This window comes from Pedococcus dokdonensis, from assembly GCF_900104525.1.
GTDB lineage: Bacteria > Actinomycetota > Actinomycetes > Actinomycetales > Dermatophilaceae > Pedococcus > Pedococcus dokdonensis.
In genome coordinates this window covers 499,403-517,828 of record NZ_LT629711.1, presented here as the reverse complement: position 1 = coordinate 517,828, position 18,426 = coordinate 499,403, and the positions used below count along the sequence as shown (strand labels likewise).

General features: G+C 71.5%; 14 protein-coding genes. 5 read left to right on the top strand and 9 right to left on the bottom strand.

Features of this window, described 5'->3' with window-relative positions:
- Positions 1-19: 19 nt before the first annotated feature.
- From rplU to BLQ34_RS02560, 3 genes are all read right to left on the bottom strand, one after another.
- On the bottom strand, positions 20-328 hold the full coding sequence (rplU, locus tag BLQ34_RS02570) for a 50S ribosomal protein L21 (protein WP_091781075.1): 309 nt from the start codon (positions 326-328) through the stop codon (positions 20-22).
- A gap of 123 nt (positions 329-451) precedes the next feature.
- Positions 452-3,607, bottom strand: coding sequence for an Rne/Rng family ribonuclease (locus tag BLQ34_RS02565; RefSeq protein ID WP_091781072.1), 3,156 nt, complete (start codon positions 3,605-3,607; stop codon positions 452-454).
- A 170-nt stretch (positions 3,608-3,777) separates the two neighbouring features.
- Positions 3,778-4,530 carry a TIGR03936 family radical SAM-associated protein gene (locus tag BLQ34_RS02560; RefSeq protein ID WP_091781069.1) on the bottom strand — a complete coding sequence of 251 codons (753 nt, stop codon included), beginning with the start codon at positions 4,528-4,530 and terminating at the stop codon, positions 3,778-3,780.
- A gap of 64 nt (positions 4,531-4,594) precedes the next feature.
- Between BLQ34_RS02560 and BLQ34_RS02555 the strand changes: the two genes are divergently transcribed.
- Both BLQ34_RS02555 and BLQ34_RS02550 read left to right on the top strand, forming a co-directional pair.
- Positions 4,595-5,962 carry a transaminase gene (locus BLQ34_RS02555; RefSeq protein WP_091781066.1) on the top strand — a complete coding sequence of 456 codons (1,368 nt, stop codon included), beginning with the start codon at positions 4,595-4,597 and terminating at the stop codon, positions 5,960-5,962.
- A gap of 126 nt (positions 5,963-6,088) precedes the next feature.
- The gene (locus tag BLQ34_RS02550) at positions 6,089-6,697 is read left to right on the top strand and encodes a hypothetical protein (protein WP_091781063.1); all 609 of its coding nucleotides are present in this window, start codon (positions 6,089-6,091) and stop codon (positions 6,695-6,697) included.
- 406 nt (positions 6,698-7,103) lie between these two features.
- Here the strand turns inward: BLQ34_RS02550 and BLQ34_RS02545 are convergent, their stop codons facing one another.
- Together BLQ34_RS02545 and BLQ34_RS02540 are read right to left on the bottom strand one after the other, a co-directional pair.
- Entirely contained in the window at positions 7,104-9,056 is a 1,953-nt protein-coding gene (locus BLQ34_RS02545) for a S53 family peptidase (RefSeq protein WP_172829335.1), read from the bottom strand.
- Between the two features lie 226 nt (positions 9,057-9,282).
- Positions 9,283-11,286, bottom strand: coding sequence for a TIGR03960 family B12-binding radical SAM protein (locus BLQ34_RS02540; RefSeq protein WP_091781058.1), 2,004 nt, complete (start codon positions 11,284-11,286; stop codon positions 9,283-9,285).
- Positions 11,287-11,383: 97 nt separating this feature from the next.
- On the opposite strand from BLQ34_RS02540, the gene BLQ34_RS02535 reads away from it, so the two are divergent.
- Positions 11,384-12,244 (top strand): SGNH/GDSL hydrolase family protein, encoded by an 861-nt coding sequence (locus tag BLQ34_RS02535; RefSeq protein ID WP_091781055.1) that lies wholly within the window; start codon positions 11,384-11,386, stop codon positions 12,242-12,244.
- Between the two features lie 30 nt (positions 12,245-12,274).
- On the opposite strand, the gene BLQ34_RS02530 is transcribed toward BLQ34_RS02535, so the two are convergent.
- Entirely contained in the window at positions 12,275-13,417 is a 1,143-nt protein-coding gene (locus BLQ34_RS02530) for an alpha/beta hydrolase (protein ID WP_091781051.1), read from the bottom strand.
- 150 nt (positions 13,418-13,567) lie between these two features.
- On the opposite strand from BLQ34_RS02530, the gene BLQ34_RS19395 reads away from it, so the two are divergent.
- Both BLQ34_RS19395 and BLQ34_RS02525 read left to right on the top strand, forming a co-directional pair.
- Positions 13,568-13,693 carry a hypothetical protein gene (locus BLQ34_RS19395; protein ID WP_269457317.1) on the top strand — a complete coding sequence of 42 codons (126 nt, stop codon included), beginning with the start codon at positions 13,568-13,570 and terminating at the stop codon, positions 13,691-13,693.
- A 10-nt stretch (positions 13,694-13,703) separates the two neighbouring features.
- The gene (locus tag BLQ34_RS02525; RefSeq protein ID WP_231961409.1) at positions 13,704-14,312 is read left to right on the top strand and encodes a protein-L-isoaspartate O-methyltransferase family protein; all 609 of its coding nucleotides are present in this window, start codon (positions 13,704-13,706) and stop codon (positions 14,310-14,312) included.
- Here the strand turns inward: BLQ34_RS02525 and BLQ34_RS02520 are convergent.
- The 3 genes from BLQ34_RS02520 to BLQ34_RS02510 all read right to left on the bottom strand — a co-directional run bounded on the left by BLQ34_RS02520 (position 14,300) and on the right by BLQ34_RS02510 (position 18,417).
- Positions 14,300-16,150: an AMP-dependent synthetase/ligase gene (locus BLQ34_RS02520; RefSeq protein WP_091781045.1), complete on the bottom strand. Its 1,851-nt coding sequence runs from the start codon at positions 16,148-16,150 to the stop codon at positions 14,300-14,302. The genes BLQ34_RS02525 and BLQ34_RS02520 overlap by 13 nt on opposite strands.
- 162 nt (positions 16,151-16,312) lie before the next feature.
- Positions 16,313-17,494 (bottom strand): rod shape-determining protein RodA, encoded by a 1,182-nt coding sequence (gene rodA / locus BLQ34_RS02515; protein ID WP_331712519.1) that lies wholly within the window; start codon positions 17,492-17,494, stop codon positions 16,313-16,315.
- A complete protein-coding gene (locus tag BLQ34_RS02510; protein WP_231961408.1) occupies positions 17,458-18,417 on the bottom strand; it encodes a bifunctional riboflavin kinase/FAD synthetase in 960 nt (319 codons plus the stop codon). The genes rodA and BLQ34_RS02510 overlap by 37 nt, the downstream gene beginning before the upstream one ends.
- Positions 18,418-18,426: the final 9 nt, after the last annotated feature.

Genomic DNA, 18,426 nt, shown 5'->3' with positions numbered 1-18,426 from the left:
TGGGTCTCTGGTCCGAAACTCAGGCGTCGATCGCGGTGATCTTGACCTGGGTCAGGTGCTGACGGTGGCCCTGACGCTTGCGGTAGCCGGTCTTGTTCTTGTACTTCATGATCGTGATCTTCGGGCCCTTGGCGGGCTTGACGACCTCGGCCTTGACGGTGACCTTGGCGAGCTTGTCGGCGTCGCTGGTCACGGTCGAGCCGTCGACCACGAGGAGGGGGACCAGGTCGAGGCTGTCGCCGGGCTTGCCGCTGACCTTGTCGATGATGAGGACATCGCCGACGGAGACCTTCTCCTGGCGACCACCAGCGCGAACAATCGCGTACACGTGGAACTCTCTTTCACTGCTTCGGGTGGCACGCGCTCTCTGTCTGGACCGGCCGGCAGCTACCCGCGCTGTGCCTGAGCACAACTGACGGACGCCGGACGGTGGGCGCACCAAGGGACAAGATTACCGGGTGGAGCCGTCCTGCTCCAAACCGCTCTCCGCACCGCTGTTCGGGGTCCCGCCACGCGGCGGTCCCGCGGGGGCCACCACCCGTCCACGACGGCGCCGCTTGGGCGCCTCCGCGACCGGCTCGTCGACCGGCTCGGGCGCCGGGGCGACCTCGGGCTGGGACTCAGCCTCGGACTCGGCCTCGGGCTGCGACTCGGGCTCGGGCTGGGACTCAGGCTCGGGCTGCTCGGACTGCTCGGGCTGCGACGGCGTGACGTCCTGCTCGGCGACGTCCTCGTGCACCTCGACGACCGGGGCGTCCTGACCGGCGTCCTCGTGCTGGTGCTCGTGCTCGTGCTCGTGCTCGTGCTCGTGACCACCCTCGCCGTCGTGGTCGTCGTGGTGGTGGTCGGCCGACTTGAGCGCAGCCGCGTGCGCCGCGGCGGCGATCTGCGCCGGGGTGGGCCCGGAGTGCGTGGGCTGGGCCACCGGCTCGGGGGTGGCCGGGCCGGTCGTACCGGAGCGGCCGCGCCGACCCCGGCCACTGCGGCTCTGGGCGCCAGAGGAGGAGCCCCCACCGTTGCCACCGTTGTCGCGCCCGCCGCCGTCGCCGCCACCGGAGGACCTCTCCACCGGGTCGGCGTGCACGATGATCCCGCGCCCGCCACAGTGCTCGCAGGTCTCGGAGAACACCTCGATCAGCCCGGAGCCGACCCGCTTGCGGGTCATCTGGACCAGGCCGAGCGAGGTCACCTCGGCGACCTGGTGCTTGGTGCGGTCGCGCCCGAGGCACTCGAGCAGGCGCCGCACGACGAGCTCGCGGTTGCTCTCGAGGACCATGTCGATGAAGTCGATGACGATGATCCCGCCGATGTCGCGCAGGCGGAGCTGGCGGACGATCTCCTCGGCGGCCTCGATGTTGTTCTTGGTGACGGTCTCCTCGAGGTTGCCACCCGACCCGACGAACTTGCCGGTGTTGACGTCGACGACCGTCATCGCCTCGGTGCGGTCGATCACCAGTGAGCCGCCGGACGGCAGCCAGACCTTGCGGTCCATCGCCTTGGCGATCTGCTCGTCCACCCGGTAGTGGGTGAACAGGTCCTCCTCGGAGGTCCACTTCTTCAGGCGTCCGGCCAGGTCGGGGGCCACGTCGCCGAGGTACTCGCTGACCTCGCCCCAGGCCTGCTCGCCGGCGACGACCAGCGAGGTGAAGTCCTCGTTGAACACGTCGCGGATGACCCGGACGGTCAGGTCGGGCTCGCCGTGGACGAGGGTGGGCGCGCCACCCTTGCCCTTGCTCTTGGAGTCGGCCTTGGCCTTGATCTTGTCCCAGGTCTTGGTGAGCCGTTCGACGTCGGCCCGCAGCTCCTCCTCGCTGGCGCCCTCTGCGGCGGTGCGCACGATGACGCCGGCGCTGTCGGGCACGACCTCCTTGAGGATGCCCTTGAGGCGGCTGCGCTCGGTGTCGGGGAGCTTGCGCGAGATGCCGGTCATGGAGCCCTCGGGCACGTAGACCAGGTAGCGGCCGGGCAGCGAGATCTGGCTGGTGAGCCGGGCGCCCTTGTGACCGATCGGGTCCTTGGTGACCTGCACGAGCACGGTGTCGCCGGACTTGAGGGCGTTCTCGATCCGCTTCGGCTGGTTGTTCTCGAGGCCCGCGGCGTCCCAGTTGACCTCACCGGCGTAGAGGACGGCGTTGCGGCCCTTGCCGATGTCGACGAAGGCGGCCTCCATCGACGGCAGCACGTTCTGGACGCGACCGAGGTAGACGTTGCCGGCCATCGAGGCGTTGGTCTCGCGGGAGACGTAGTGCTCGACGAGCACGTCGTCCTCGAGCACGCCGATCTGGGTGCGGCCCTCGCGCTCGCGGACGACCATCACCCGCTCGACGCTCTCGCGGCGGGCCAGGAACTCGGCCTCGGTGATGATGGTGCGGCGTCGGCCGGCCTCGCGGCCCTCGCGGCGACGCTGCTTCTTGGCCTCGAGGCGGGTCGAGCCCTTCACGCTCTGCGGCTCGTCCCGGCGCGACTCACGCACCCGCGTCGTCGTGCCGGGCGGGTCGTCGCCCTCGGCGGACGAACCGCTGCGACGACGACGGCGACGACGGCGGCTCGACGAGCCCTCGCCCTCACCGGCCTGGTCGTCGGACGCCTCGGCGTCGGCGCCGTCGGCGCTGCTGGACTCGTCGTCCTCGTCACCCGGGGCTGCGGAGTCACCGGTGTCGGACTGACCGCGACCGCGACCGCGACCCTTGCCCCCGCGGCGGCGACGACGGCGACCGCCCTCGCTGCCGCCCTCGGCCTCGTCGTCGCGCGCCTGACCAGCGGCATCGTCCTGCTGGTCCTGGTCGGAGCCCGCCGACTCGTCGGAGTCGGCCGCGGGCGCGCTGTCGGCCTGGGCGGCCTTGCCACGGCCACGACGGCGACGCGGCGCCGGACCCTGGTCGGCGCCCTGGTCGCCCTCAGCGGCCGCGCCCGTCGGGTCCGAGGAGTCGGTGCGCTCAGCGGCGTCCGGCTCGGCGACGTCGCTGGCGGGCTGCGGCGGGCCAGCGGCCTTGGTCGCCGCACGACGACGGGTGGGGCGGGCGGCGGCCGGCTCGGGAGCCTGGAAGAGCACGCCGAAGGTGGGCGCGGCGGCGGGCTGACCCTCCGCCTCGGGCTCGCTGTCCTCGTCGGTCTCGTCGGCGCTGGACGCCTCGGCCGGGGTCGCGACACCCGAGACCATCTCGTCAGTGGCCGTCTCATCAGCCATCTCGTCGGCGAGCGCCTCGTCGGCCGGGGCCTCGTCGACGACCTGGGCCGCCTTGGTGGCCTTCTTGGCCGTGGCCTTCTTCGCAGTGGCCTTCTTCGCAGTGGCCTTCTTCGCGGTGGCCTTCTTGGCCGTCGCCTTCTTGGCAGCAGCCTTCTTGACCGGCTTGCCGGCGGGGGCCGCACCCTCGGCGCTCGCGTCGTCCGTTTCCGCGGAGGCAGCGGGCTCGGCCGGGCCGGCGTTCGCTGCGGGCTCGGCGACCGCTGCGGGCTCGGCGACCACCGGGGCGCTGGCCTTCTTGGTCGCGCGGCGGGCGCGCTTGCGGGCCGGGGCCGCATCCGTGGCCGGAGCGCTCCCCGCACCCTCGGCGGGAGCGTCCTGCGAAGCGGAGTCGGGGGTGTTGTGGTCTTCCATGGAGGCCATCCGTGGCGTCCTTCCGTCACCCACGGACTGAGACCACACCCAGAGCCCGGATCGGACTCTGCCTCGGTCACGTGGTGCGCGGTGTTGCTCGTGCCTGCGGCGGGTGCCGTCGACACGGAAGTCGGTTGGGCTACGCCCGTCGAGGCTCGCGCAGGTCGCGCGGCACCTCGTCAGACGCCGTCGTCGTCCTCGTCGGCAGCCAGTGGATCAGCCACCCCAGCGGTTGCGGGTCGCAGCGGGCCTTGCGCCAGTCGGGTCACCAGGGGTGGTGTCGGTGGCGCCAGCTCCGTGGCTGCTCGCAGCGCGGTCAGGACGTCGTCGGGGCGTACGGCCGGTGTGGTGTGCCGTACAACCACCCGAAGTATCGCACAGTCCGGGCGCTCGGACGGCTGGGTGGTCAACGACACGACGGCGGACCTGACGTCGAACGTCCTGGGCCCGGTCTTGAAGGTCCGGGTCACCTCGGCCCGGTCGAGCGCGAGCAGCTGGTCAGCGGCAGTCTGGAGCTCTTCGACGGTGACCCCGGCGAAATCCATCACCCAGTCGCTGCCCTGCAACCGGTCGGCGAGCGCCCCGGGAGCAGCCTCGACCACCTCGAGCACGTCGAGCCCCTGCGGCAGCGCCTCGTCGAGGGCGCGCCGCACCGACTCCGGGTCGACCCGCTCGGTCACCGAGATCTCGAAGTACTCGGCCTCGCTCGCGGTGCCGGTCGGCGCGGCGTTCGCGTAGCTGATCTTCGGGTGCGGGTGGAAGCCCGCGGAGAACGCCATCGGCACCCCGGCCCGGCGCAGGGCCCGCTCGAGGGCCCGCTGGAAGTCGCGCGTCGAGGAGAACCGCAGCCGTCCCCGCTTGGCGTACCTCACCCGCAGCTTCTGCACCGCCGGCGCGGGGGGTGGACCTTCGGGGACGCGCTGACGAGCCATGCGACCAGCCTACGGAATCCGCAGTCCGGCCCCGCGCGCCGGTCCGGGCTCCTAGCGTGGGCCCATGGCAGACCTCGACCGCACCCTGCTGGCCACGCTCCTCGACGGTGAGCAGGCGGCGTACACCGACAGGCACCCCCGCAGCCGCATGCTCTTCGAGGAGGCCGGCAACCTGTTCGGCCGGGTTCCGATGACGTGGATGAACATGTGGTCGGGCGGCTTCCCGCTCTACCTCGACTCCGCCACCGGCAACCGGGTGACGGACGTCGACGGCCACACCTACGTCGACTTCGCGCTCGGGGACACCGGCGCGATGGCGGGCCACTCCCCCGCTGCCACGGTTGCCGCCGTGCAGCGGCGGGCCGGCCAGCTCGGCGGGATCACGACGATGCTGCCGACCGCTGACGCCCAGTGGGTGGGGGCCGAGCTGGAGCGCCGGTTCGGTATGCCGCTCTGGAGCTTCACGCTGTCGGCCACCGACGCGAACCGCTGGGCGATCCGGCTGGCGCGCCTGGCCACCGGCCGGCCGAAGGTGCTGGTCTTCGCGTACTGCTACCACGGCTCGGTCGACGAGGCCTTCGCGCTGCCCGGGCCCGATGGCAAGGCCGAGAGCCGTCCCGGCAACGTCGCTCCCCCGGTCGACCTCGACCTCACCACCCGGGTGGCCACCTGGAACGACCTCGCCTCGGTGGAGGCAGCGCTCGCGCACGGTGACGTGGCGGCGGTGCTCACCGAGCCGGCCCTCACGAACATCGGGATCGTGCTGCCGGAGCCGGGCTTCCTCGAGGGGGTCCGTGAGCTCGCGACGAGGTATGGCGCGTTGCTGGTGATCGACGAGACGCACACCTTCTCGGCGGGGTGGGGCGGCGCGACCCGCGAGTGGGGGCTGGCACCCGACGTCTTCGTGATCGGGAAGTCCATCGGCGGAGGGATCCCGTGCGGGGCCTACGGGCTGTCGGCGGAGGTGGCGGCCGCCGTCACGCGTCACACCGAGGCGGGCGACGCCGACATCGTCGACGTCGGTGGCGTCGGGGGCACCCTCGCCGGCAACGCGCTCTCGACGGCCGCCATGCGCGCCACGCTGGGCGAGGTGCTGACACCTGAGGCGTTCGCGCACATGACCGCTCTCGCGAGCGCCTTCACCGAGGGAGTCCAGGCCACCCTCGACGAGCTCGACGTCCCGTGGTCGATCAGCCGGCTCGGCGCCCGGGCGGAGTACCGCTTCGCACGCCCCGCGCCCCGCACCGGCGAGGAGTCCGCGGCCGCCGCCGACGACGCGCTCGACGCCTACCTGCACCTCGCGATGGCCAACCGCGGCATCCTCATGACGCCGTTCCACAACATGGCGCTGATGTGCCCGGAGACCTCGCGCGACGACGTCGACCTGCACACCCGGACCTTCCGCGAGGTGGTCGGCGCGCTGTTCGCCTGACCCACTCGCGACCGCTGGGCGCACGGCCCGGATTGTCCGGTGACGGCTCCCGGCGGTCGGCGTAACTTCGGGAGTTGGACCACTTCGCCGGGAAGCGGCCCCTGCAGAGAAGCGGAGGGTTGAGAGGTGTTCATCCAGATCATCCAGGGTCGGTGTCGCGACGCCGACCGAATGCACCAGCTGACCGACGAGTGGCGCGAGCAGCTGGGACCGACGGCCGAGGGCTGGCTGGGCGGGACCTACGGCATGACCGACGACGGTGAGTTCGTGGGCGTGGTGCGGTTCGAGAGCCGGGAGGCCGCTGCCAGGAACTCGACCCGGCCCGAGCAGGGCGAGTGGTTCGCGAAGATGCAGGAGTGCTTCGACGGCGACGTCATGTTCCACGACTGCGACAACGCGCAGATGTTCCTCGACGGCGGATCGGACGACGCCGGTTTCGTGCAGGTCATGCAGGGCCGGCTCAGCGACCCCGAGCGGTTCCGCCGGTTCATGGACCAGCCGATGGACATGCTGCACGAGGCGCGGCCCGAGATCATCGGCGGCACCATCGCCATCGACGACGACGGCTTCTTCACCGAGACGGTCGCGTTCCGCAGCGAGGAAGCGGCGCGCAAGGGCGAGCAGATGGACATGCCCGAGCCGCAGCGCAGCGAGTTCGAGGCGGAGATGGCACAGGTCAGCGACATGCGCTACCTCGACCTGCACCGGCCGTGGTTCGCGAGCCGGATGGGTTAGCCGCAGGACGTCCCGGACCGCTCGGGGGTCCCGGCGCCGTCAGAGGTCGAGGCGCATCAGGTCGTCGGCCGTGCGGAACCCGACACGTATGCCGCCCGCTCACCCATGCGGCGAGCCCAGGCGAGCCACCGCCACACCGGCCGCAGACGTAGGCCGCCCGCTCTGCCCTGGCGCGAGGCCGGGCGAGCGGGCGGCATACCCAGCCCTCTCCGCACGAGGAGCTGGGGGTGGCACCGGGCCGGCGAAGTGAAGGGGACTTGCCGGCCGGTGCACGGCGGTCAGGAGGAGGCGACCGCGACCACTGATATTGGATACCGAGCGGGGCTCATCCTCCGATGACATATGTCACCGGTTTCATGTGAGTTCCCTGAGAGTCGGTCCCCGGTGGTCACGGCACCTCCCGCCCTCACGACCCGGAGACCGCGGCCAGCCAGGCCTGGCCCTGCGGCACCCCGACGCCGGTGACGTCGTCGTAGCCGGGCCGCACGTGGATGGTCAGGCTCTCGTCGCGGTCGAACCACCGGGCGCTGTAGACGTAGCCGCCCGTCGCGTCCACGCCGTTCACGTAGTCGGACCGGACGTCGCCGGGGTAGGCGCCGAGGTCGGCCTTCGTGATGTCGATGCTCGCCGTGCGGGCCCGGTAGAGCACCGGGTTGGCGAGCCCGAAGGCGTGGCCGGCCTTCTGCTGCGCCAGGGCGAACATGCCCGCGTAGAGCGGTGAGGCCAGCGACGTGCCGCCGATGCGGTACTCGGAGTAGTGCTGCGAACCGTCCGGGAAGGTCTGGGTCTCCCCGACCAGCATGCCGGTGTTCGGGTCACCGAGCGCCGCGACGTCAGGGACGGTCCGCATCGCGGCCCCACCGTACGTCTTGGAGATCGCGTCCGGCACGACGCCGGCCTGGTAGGACGGCTGGGCGAACAGCCGCGACGTGCCGCCACCACTGCCGTAGAGGAACGCCGGGGCGCTCCACGTCGTGGTCGCCTTGTCGAGCGTGCTCTTGCCGGTCTCCCAGCCGACCTCGAAGACTCGCGAGTTCGACTGCGACACACCGGCGCTGGTGCCACCGACCGCCGTGACGTAGGGGCTCGACGCGGGCCAGTCGGGGGTCGGGCTCGCGCCTGCGACACCACCGGTCTCGTCAGCGTCGTCGCCCGACGAGAAGAACAGCGTCATGCCCTCGGCGGCGGCCTGGATCTGGGTGTCCAGCGACGGCTTGATCGTGCCGTTGGGGAGCGCCTCGCCGCCGTAGCCGTAGGAGTTGGTGACGATGTCGGCCAGGTGTCCGTCGACGACGCGGTTCATGATCGCGTCCATGTCGCGGTAGTTGTTCGGCGCGCCGATGTAGGTGATGTCCGCTCCCGGAGCCATCGTGTGGACGGCCTCGACGTCGAGCGTCTCCTCACCGGCCCAGCCCTGCGGGTCCTGCTTCGGGTTCTCCGGACGGTTGTACGTGCCCGGAGCGACCACCTGGCGGAAGTGGCCGTTCAGCGACGGGAGCCCGTGGGCCGCCGAGTAGGTGTTCGCGTCCTGGAGGATCGTCGGCGACGCGTAGGCGTCGATGATGCCGACGGTCACCCCGCGTCCGTCGTTGCCCGAGCCGATCGCGCCGCCCATGCCGTAGAGGCCCTGGAGCTGCGCCCCGGCATACCCCTTGGGCGCAAAGGCACTCGGCGTGGAGGGCAGCGCCGTGCCGTCCGGAGTGGGCGTGTTCTGCACCGTCTTCTGGCCCCAGTAGTCACTCATCGGCTGGGCGTTGCGGAACAGCGCCGGACCGGGGGTCACCTTGTCCTGGTGGGCCAGCGTCTGCGACTCGTCGAGCCCGACCACGCCCTCGACGGCCGTGAGGTTCGCCGGCACCTTGAGTGCGGTCGTGTTGCCTCGCACCGTCTTGCCGTCGGTGCGGTACTCCGCGAACGAGGTGTCGAACGCCTTCGCGGCCTGGGCGAGGGTGCCCGTCGCCTCGACGTACTTGCGGTTGGCAGGGGTGGCGCCGACCGTGAAGCCCTGGCTCTTCAGCCACGACGAGACGGAGTCGACGTCGGCCTGCGCAGGCGAGAACTGCGCCCGGAACTGCGCTGGGGTCAGGAACTTCCGGTAGTTGGCACTGCCCGGGGTCGAGACCGCCGTCGCGTAGGCCGCCGCGGCGTCACCTCCCCGGTAGTTCAGGTAGACGCGGAAGGTGACCTGCTGGTTGGCGTCGGTGGACGCGGCGCGGTTCTTCGCGACCGCCCACGAGGGGACACTGCCGGGCAGGGCGTGGGGCCCGGCAGGGGCGGCCAGCGCGGTGCCGGCCGATGCTGCGGTGACCAGGGCTGCTGCACCGATTGCGGCGCAGACGGTTCTCGACAGACGTGACATGGAACCTCCGGAAGGGGTGACGGCTCGGCCGGGTCTCGACGGAGCCGGGTGGAGCGCCTTCATTCGACTCCGTCGATCCAGCCGAACCCGATGACAAATGTCACCGGGTTCGGTGTGAGTTCTCTGAATGCCGTCACCCCCAGTCTTTGATGGGTTGACCCCGCCCTGGTGGGGTCAACCCATCAAAGACTCGTCGTGCGACGGGCGAGCGGGTATGCCGGGTGGCTCAGTGGGCGTGCGCCTCGGCCATTGCTTCGCGGCCGGACCCCAAGACGGTGAGAGGCAGCAGCGTCTTGCCGGTGGGACCGATCTCGATGTCGGTGCCCATCTGGGGGCACACACCGCAGTCGAAGCACGGGGTCCAGCGGCAGTCGTCGACCTCGGTCTCGTCGAGGGCGTCCTGCCAGTCGGCCCAGAGCCACTCCTTGTCGAGCCCGGAGTCGATGTGGTCCCAGGGCAGGACCTCGGACTCCCCGCGCTCACGCGTGGTGTACCAGGCGACGTCGACGGGCAGGTCGGCCAGCGCGGTCTCGGCCGCGGACATCCAGCGGTCGAACGAGAAGTGCTCGCTCCACCCGTCGAACCGACCACCGTCGCGCCACACCTGCTCGATGACCCGGCCGACCCGGCGGTCGCCGCGCGACAGCAGTCCCTCGACGATGCCGGGCTTGCCGTCGTGGTAGCGGAAGCCGATCGACGAGCCGTAGCGCCGGTCGGACCGGATCGCCTCCCGCAGCTTGGCCAGTCGGGCGTCGGTCTCCTCGTCGCCGAGCTGGGCGCACCACTGGAACGGCGTGTGCGGCTTGGGCACGAACCCGCCGATCGAGACGGTGCACCGGATGTCGCGACGCCCGGAGACCTGGCGACCGGTCTCGATGACCTTCTTGGCCAGCTCGGCGATCTGCAGCACGTCCTCGTCGGTCTCGGTGGGGAGGCCGCACATGAAGTAGAGCTTCACCTGCCGCCAGCCCGCACCGTAGGCCGCGGCCACGGTCTGGATGAGGTCGTCCTCGGAGACCATCTTGTTGATGACCTTGCGGATCCGCTCGCTGCCGCCCTCGGGGGCGAAGGTCAGGCCGGAGCGACGGCCGTTGCGGGTCAGCTCGTTGGCGAGGTCGATGTTGAACGCGTCGACGCGGGTCGACGGCAGCGACAGACCGGTCTGGGTGCCGTCGTAGCGGTCGGCGAGGCCCTTGGTGATGTCGGCGATCTCTGAGTGGTCAGCCGACGACAACGAGAGCAGGCCGACCTCCTCGAAGCCCGTCGCGGCAAGCCCACGCTCGACCATCTCGCCGATGCCGGTGATGGAGCGCTCGCGCACCGGGCGGGTGATCATGCCGGCCTGGCAGAACCGGCAGCCGCGAGTGCAGCCGCGGAAGATCTCGACCGACATCCGCTCGTGCACCGACTCGGCGAGCGGCACCAGCGGCTGCTTGGGGTAGGGCCACGCGTCGAGGTCCATGACGGTGTGCTTCGACACCCGCCACGGCACGCCCTGCGCGTCGGGCTTCGGCGCGACCCGCTGGATCCGCCCGTCGGGCAGGTAGGTCACGTCGTAGAGCGACGGCACGTAGACGCCACCTGTGCGCGCGAGGCGCAGCAGCAGCTCGCGCCGGCCGCCCGGCATACCTTCGGCCTTCCACGCGGCGATGTGGTCGGTGACCGCGAGCACGGCCTCCTCGCCGTCACCCACGATCGCCGCGTCGACGAAGTCGGCGACCGGCTCGGGGTTGAACGCCGCGTGGCCGCCCGCGACCACGATCGGGTCGTCGTCGCCCCGGTCGGCCGCGTGCAACGGGATGCCGGCCAGGTCGAGCGCGGTGAGCATGTTGGTGTAGCCGAGCTCGGTCGAGAACGACAGGCCCAGCACGTCGAAGTCACGCACCGACCGGTGGGCGTCGACGGTGAACTGGGGCACGCCGTGCTCGCGCATCAGGGCCTCGAGGTCGGGCCACACGGCGTAGGTGCGCTCGGCGAGGGCGTCAGGGCGCTCGTTGAGGACTTCGTAGAGGATCATGACGCCCTGGTTGGGCACCCCCACCTCGTAGGCGTCGGGGTACATCAGCGCCCAGCGGGTGGTCAGCTCCTGCCCGCCGGGTCCGTGGCCGCCGACGTTCCAGTCCTTCACCGTGGAGTTCAGCTCGCCCCCGACGTACTGGATCGGCTTGCTGACCTGCTCGAGCAGGGGCTCGAGCCGGGGGAAGACGGAGGTGCCTGAGGTGGAAGTCATGGTGCCCCAAGGGTAACGGCGGGACGCCGGAGCACCGAACCGCGCGGGCAGCCGAGACTCCCACGGTTCTCCCAGCCGGCGCTCCTAGCATCGCGCGGTGCCTCCCCACCCGGTGTCGCGCCCAGCCCTGGCCGTCGGAGCGACGGTGGCAGCCGGCCTCGTCGCCCTCGCTGTCGTGACCGCCGTGGTCGGTGGGGGCCCGTCGACCCGACGGACACCGTCGACGGCGGCCTCCGTGCCATCCAGCAGCCCTGCGGCGGTCCCGACCACCAGCGCAGCCGGCCCTGGGCCGGCCCCCCGCTCGGTCGTGGGACTCGGCGACTCGGTGACCGCGGGCACCAACTGCGGCTGCACTCCCTTCGTGGAGCGGTTCGCCCGGCTGCTCGCCGCTCGCGACGGGGGGCCGGTGAAGGCGACCAACCTGGGCGTGCCGGGTCTGACGACCGGCTCGTTGGCCGCGGGGCTTGCTCGGGCCAAAACGGCCAGGGCGGTCGCGTCCGCCGACGTCGTCGTCGTCACGATCGGTGCCAACGACCTCGCCGGCCTGGAGGACCGCTGGGAGCGGAGCGGCTGCGACACCGGCTGCGTGGCACCAGGCGTCGCGTCGATGGGGCGTGGGCTCGCCTCCGACCTGCGCAGGATCCGTGCGCTCGGGCCTGCGGCGCAGCGGGTCGAGGTGACGACCTACTGGAACGTGTTCGAGGACGGGGACGTGGCCGATGCGACCCGGGGACCCGGGTTCGCCGAGTGGAGCGACACCGTGACCGTGGCCGCCAACCGCGCCATCTGCTCGGCCGCCCGTGCTGCCGGTGACACCTGCGTGGACCTCTACGAGCCGTTCCTCAGCGCCGACGGGAGCCGCAACCCCACGGCGCTGCTCTCGGCGGACGGCGACCACCCCGACGCGGCGGGGCACGCGCTCATCGCCCGGACGCTCCTCGCCGCCACCCACCCCTGACCGCGGCCGCGGACCGACGGGCGGGAGCCGTCAGCTCGCCAGGTGCGCCGACAGGAAGTCCAGCGCACGCGGCATCATCGGCGACCACGCCTTGAAGTTGTGCCCACCGCCCTGGATGACCACGGAGGTCACCGACATCGGCGGGTGGACGAGCGCGACGAACCGCCGGGTGTCCTGCAGCCCGGTGCCGCTGACCTCGCCGGTGCCGATGGTCGCGAAGAGCGAGACCGGTGGTGCCGGCTGGTGCCGCAGGAGCCACTCGGGGTCGTTCAGGTCGCGCAGGACCGCCGAGCCGCCCCACAGGTCGCCCGTCGTGTCGTCCTCCAGCGTGTGGTAGTACCCCGACAGGGCTGCGCCGGTGGTGAAGACCGTCGAGTGGGTCAGGAGGAGCTTGGCCGCGCAGTACCCACCCGTGGAGCTGCCCATCACACCCCAGCCGACCGTCGCCACCCGCAGGTCGTGCGAGACCTCACGGGGGACGTCCTCGCCGAGGAAGGTCAGCACCTGCGGGCCGCCCGGGACGTCCGTGCACTCGGTGTCGCGCGGCGGGGCAGCGGTCGGCCGCAGCATGACCAGGACCATCGGCCTGGCCCGGTGGGCGTCGATCTGCGAGAGGAGCACGTCCGGGTACTGCATCCGCGACACCAGCTCGCGGGTGGCACCCGGGTAGCCGGTCAGCACCTCGACCCCGGGGAAGCGGTGATGCGCGTAGGCCTTCTGGAAGTACTGGGGCGGAAGGTAGACCGCGGCCGCCTCCGAGAGCCCGCTGTGGGCACCGACCAGGGTGACCGCCTCCACGCGTCCGCGGGTGGCCCACTGGGTGGGCGTGGACCAGGCGTCGATGCCCGCGAGGGAGGGGTCGAACCTGGCCGCCCGGGGTGGCCCGCCATGGTGTCCCGTCACGCGGTTGGTCGCGGCGTGGACGACCGCCGGCGCGGAGACGGAGGTCCCGAGGAGCTCGGACCACGATCCGTAGAAGTAGCCGTAGTCGTTGAGAGCCACCGCGACGAACAGCACCGCGACGAGCTGCCCCGACGTGACCAGCGCGACCCGCTGTCCCACGCGGGCCGGCGCCGGACCGCGCACCCGCGACCACAGGAGCAGGGTCACCACGGTGCAGGCGACGACGCCCGCACCCAGTGTGACGAGAAGTGGCCACCCGAGCAGCGCCATGGCCTGCAACCTCCGACCCGTCCCCACCCGGGGGCGTCCCGGCCAGACTGCGCGCGGTGGGTGGGAGGTGGCTGCGCCCTGGCTGGGGAATGGCTGGGAGACGACCACTGGCCCCAGACAACTCCCAGCCTTGCGCCCTACCGTGCGCCCATGCGCTCCTCGTCGGTCCGGATCATCGCCGCCTTCGGCCTGCTGCTGGTGCTCGCCCTCTCGGCGCACTGGATCGGGGCCGGACCGGATCCCGCTCCCGCCGCGCACCACGCCTCCGGTCACTGATACTGGGAGGGTGCCGAGCCCGGCCGAGCGCGTCGCCGCGGCCCTGGAAGCGGTGCCGCGCACCGGGTTCCTGCCGCCCGGTCAGCGCGCCCACGCGGAACGCGACGAGCCCTTGTCGATCGGTCACGGCCAGACCAACAGCCAACCCACCACGGTGCGCCAGACCCTCGAGCTGCTCGCGGTGTCGCCCGGCGACCGGGTGCTCGACGTCGGGTCGGGGTCCGGCTGGACCACCGCCCTCCTCGCCCACCTGACCGGCCCCACCGGGGAGGTGACCGGCGTGGAACGGGTGCCGGCGCTCGTCACCTTCGGTGCCGCCAACCTCGCACCACTGGGTATGCCGTGGGCCCGCGTCGAGCGCTCACTGCCGGGCACGCTCGGGTGGCCGGCCCGGGCGCCATACGACCGCATCCTCGTCTCGGCCCAGGCAGCCCAGCTGCCCGCGGAGCTGGTGGACCAGCTCGCCGCCTCCGGGGTGCTCGTCATCCCCGTCGCGGGGCGGATGCTACGGGTGCGGGCAGACGACGACGGGCCGGCGGTCGAGGAGCACGGGTGGTACCGCTTCGTGCCCCTCGTCGCCGACCCGCCGGTGGAGTCTGGTGGCGCTCAGCCCGTGTAGTGGGCGTCGAGCGTCTCCTTGTACTTCTCGCTGACCGCCTTGCGCCGCAGCTTGAGGCTCGGCGTCAGGTCGCCGTCCTCGATGGTCAGGTCGTGGTCGAGGATCGTGAACTTCTTGATCTGCTCCCACCGGTTGAGGTTCACGTTGAGGTTGTCGATGTAGACCTGCACCATGTCGTGCGCCTCCTTCGAGGTCACGATCTTGCGGTAGTCGCCGGACACCCCGTGCAGCTCGGCCCACTCCTTGATCGCGTCGGGGTCGAGGGTGACCAGGGCGGTGACGAAGTTGTGGTCCGCGCCGTAGACCATGAACTGGCTGACGTAGGGGCACAGGCCCTTGAAGGTCGACTCGATCAGCGACGGCGCGACGTACTTGCCACCCGAGGTCTTGAAGAAGTCCTTCTTGCGGTCGGTGATCTTGAGGTAGCCCTGGTCATCGAGGGCCCCGATGTCGCCGGTGTGCAGCCAGCCGTCGGCGTCCTTGGTCTCGGCGGTCTCCTCGGGCTTGTCGTGGTAGCCCTGCATGATGCCGGGGCCACGCAGCAGCACCTCGCCGTCCTCGGCGATCCGCACCTCGGTGCCCGGGAGCGCCCAGCCCACCGTGCCGATGGCGTTGCCCGACGGGCGGTTCACGAACGACGCAGCGCTGGTCTCGGTGAGCCCGTAGCCCTCGAGGATGGTGAGCCCGATCGAGTCGAACCAGTTGGCGATGTCCTTGTTCAGGGCCGCCGACCCGGAGATGAAGAACCGGATCCGGCCACCGAAGCGCTGGCGCACCTTGTGGAGCACCAGCTTGTCGGCCAGCGCGAGCTTCTTGGCGAGCATGCCCGTGGGCTCCTCACCGCGGGCCCGCATCCCGGCCACCTCGCGCCCGACGGACACCGACCACAGGAACAGCTTCTCCTTCAGGCCCCCCTCGGCAGCCATCATCATCGTGATCCGGCCGTAGGCCTTCTCGAAGATGCGCGGTGCAGCGCCCATGAAGGTCGGCTGCACGACGGCCAGGTTGTCGACGATCTTGTCGACGCGGCCGTCGATCGCGGTCGGGAAGCCCACCTGCAGCGGCAGGGTCAGCAGCACCTTGCCGAAGACGTGCGCGAGCGGAAGCCACAGGTACTGCAGGTCGCTGGAGTTGAGGATCCCGATGGAGTCGACCGCCGCCGCCTCGTAGGTCCAGGCGTCGTGCGTCAGGCGCACGCCCTTGGGCCGGCCCGTCGTGCCGGAGGTGTAGATGATGGTGGCGAGCTGGTCCTTGCCCAGCGCGTCGATCCGGTCATCCACGATGGACGAGTTCGTCGCCAGGAGCTCGGCGCCCATCTGCTCCAGCTCGTCGAGACCGATCACCCACTCACCGTCGGACGTCCCGTCGAAGGTGACCACCCGGGTGATCTCGGGCAGGTCGATCCGGCGCTCCCACAGCTTGGCGATCTGGTCGTCGTCCTCGGCGAAGACGACCACGCTGCCGGAGTTGGAGAGGATGTAGGCGACGTCGGGAGCGATCGTCGTCGGGTAGATGGTGGTGGTCGCGCCACCGGCGCACATCACCGCGAGGTCGGTCAGGGCCCACTCGTAGCGGGTCGAGGACGCGATGGCCACGCGGTCCTCCGGCTGCACCCCGAGGGCGACCAGCCCGGCCGCCAGCCGGTAGGCGCGCTCCCGGACCTGGGTCCAGGTGACCGACGACCACGAGTCGTCCTCCGCGAAGCGGAACGCCTCGGCGTTCGGCGACTTGGCAACGCGGTCGCGGAACAGGTGCGCGACCGTGGCCGGGCGTTGCTCCAGCACCGCCTCGTTGACGCGCTCGTTCTGGGCGGTGAACAGGGGGGTGTGAGTCGACATGGGCCTTCCTCGGCTCGGGGGCTCGGTGCAGGGGTTTCGGGGATAGTGCCATGCACCGGACCACAGCGGGGGTGAACGTGCCCGATTGTGGCCAAACGGTTTCAGGTCGGTTGCCACCCGCAACGACCCCCTGCGTGGAGCCGGTGACCGACCCAGGAGGAGTCAGCGGCGCCGAGCGGCGAGGTGGGCGTTGTTGATGAGTCCGATGGCCAGCCAGCACGCGAACATCGACGACCCGCCATACGACAGGAACGGCAGGGGCAAGCCGGTGACGGGCGTGACCCCGAGGTTCATGCCCACGTTCTCGAAGACCTGGAAGAGGAACCACACCGCGACGCCCGAGGCCAGCAGCCGCCCGAACGCGTCCTGGGCGCGGGCGGCCACCAGCACCGCCCTGAGCACGACGAACCCGAGCAGGAGCAGCAACCCGGCGGCGCCGAGGAAGCCCAGCTCCTCCCCCGCGACCGAGAAGACGAAGTCGGTCTGCTGGTAGGGGATGAACCCTCCCTGCGTCTGGCGGCCCTCGAACAGGCCCTGCCCCTGCCACCCACCCGATCCGATCGCGATCCGCACCTGTCGCGTCTGGTAGCCGATCCCCTGCGGGTCGGCCTGCGGGTTGGCGAAGGCGGTCAGGCGGTCGCGCTGGTAGTCGCTGAGGACGGGCGTGGTGAGCGCGACGACCACCGCGGCCGCGACGAGTGCCACCGCTGCGGCGAGCCAGCGCTTGGGCGTGCCGGCCACCGCGATGACGCCGAACGCCAGCGCCCCCAGCACCAGCGCCGAGCCCAGGTCGGGCTGCACCAGGACCAACCCGATCGGCACCGCGGCCACGACGACCGCGACCAACAGGTCCCGCCCGTCGGGGCGACCCTCCCGGTCGATCCGCTCGCCGAGGATGATCGCCATCCCCAGGCAGAGGGCGGCCTTCGCGAACTCCGACGGCTGCACCGAGAAGCCCCCCGGGAGCAGGATCCACGAGTGCGACCCGTTGACCGTGGACCCGACCGGGGTGAGCACCAGCACGAGACCCGCCACCGAAACCAGGTAGAGCCAGGGGGCGGCTGCGCGCAGCCACTGGTAGCCCGTGCGGGTCACGGCAGCCGCCAGGACGACGCCCACCGCGGTGTTGAACAGGTGGCGCACGAGGTAGGCGGTGCCGCTCTGGTGCCGCGTCGCGGAGTAGACGAGGAGCGCGCCGACCAGCGAGAGCCCCAGCGCAGCGACGACCAGGCCCCAGTCGCTGCGCCACCACAGCGCGGAGCCCCCGCTCGCCCTGGCCCACAGCCCGCCCGGGCGGGACCGTGGACTCAGGACGGGACGATCGAGGCCAGGACCTGTCGGCACGTGTCGATGTCTCCGGCCATCGCCTCCAGGAGCTCCTCGATCGAGTCGAACCGCAGGGTGGGCCTGATGCGGTGGACGAACTCGACGGTGACCTCCTCGTCGTAGAGGTCGAGGTCGGTGCGGTCCAGGACGTAGGCCTCGACGGTGCGGACAGTGCCGTCGAAGGTCGGGTTGGTGCCCACCGAGATGGCCGCCGGCAGGGTGCGCTCGGGGTCGTCATCGGCCTTCGAGACCCGGGTGAGCCACCCGGCATACACGCCATCGGCGGGGACCAGCCCGAGCGAGTCGGGCGAGAGGTTCGCGGTCGGGTAGCCCAGCTCACGGCCGCGGTGGGCCCCGTGGACGACGGTGCCGGTCATCCGGTGCGGCCGCCCGAGGACGGCCGAGGCCTCGGCGATCTCGCCGGCCGCCAGGTGGCGGCGGACGGCGGAGGACGACCACCGCTCGCCGTTGCCGAGGTCGTCGAGCACGACGACGTCGAAGCCGTGCTCTGCGCCCAGGGCGGCGAGCGTGCTCACGTCGCCGGTGTAGCCACGGCCGAAGCCACGCGCGTCCTCGCCCACCACGATCACCTGCGCCCCGAGCGTCTCGACGAAGGTGTGGACGATGAACTCCTCGGCGGTCTGCTGGGCGAACTCCTCGGTGAAGTCGAGCACCAGCAGGCCGTCGATGCCCGTCGTCGCGAGCAGGTCGTCGCGCAGCCGTCCGGGAGAGATCAGCTCGAGGGTGTCGGGGTGGAAGATCGCGGCCGGGTGCGGGTCGAAGGTCACCGCCACACTCGGCAGGCCGCGCTCGGTCGCCTCGGCGACGAGCCGCGCCAGCACGGCCCGGTGACCCAGATGGACGCCGTCGAAGTTGCCGAACGTGGCGACGCAGGGGCGCAGGCCCGGGGGCGTCTCGGCGGGGTCGGTCCAGCGGTGCACGGAGGACAC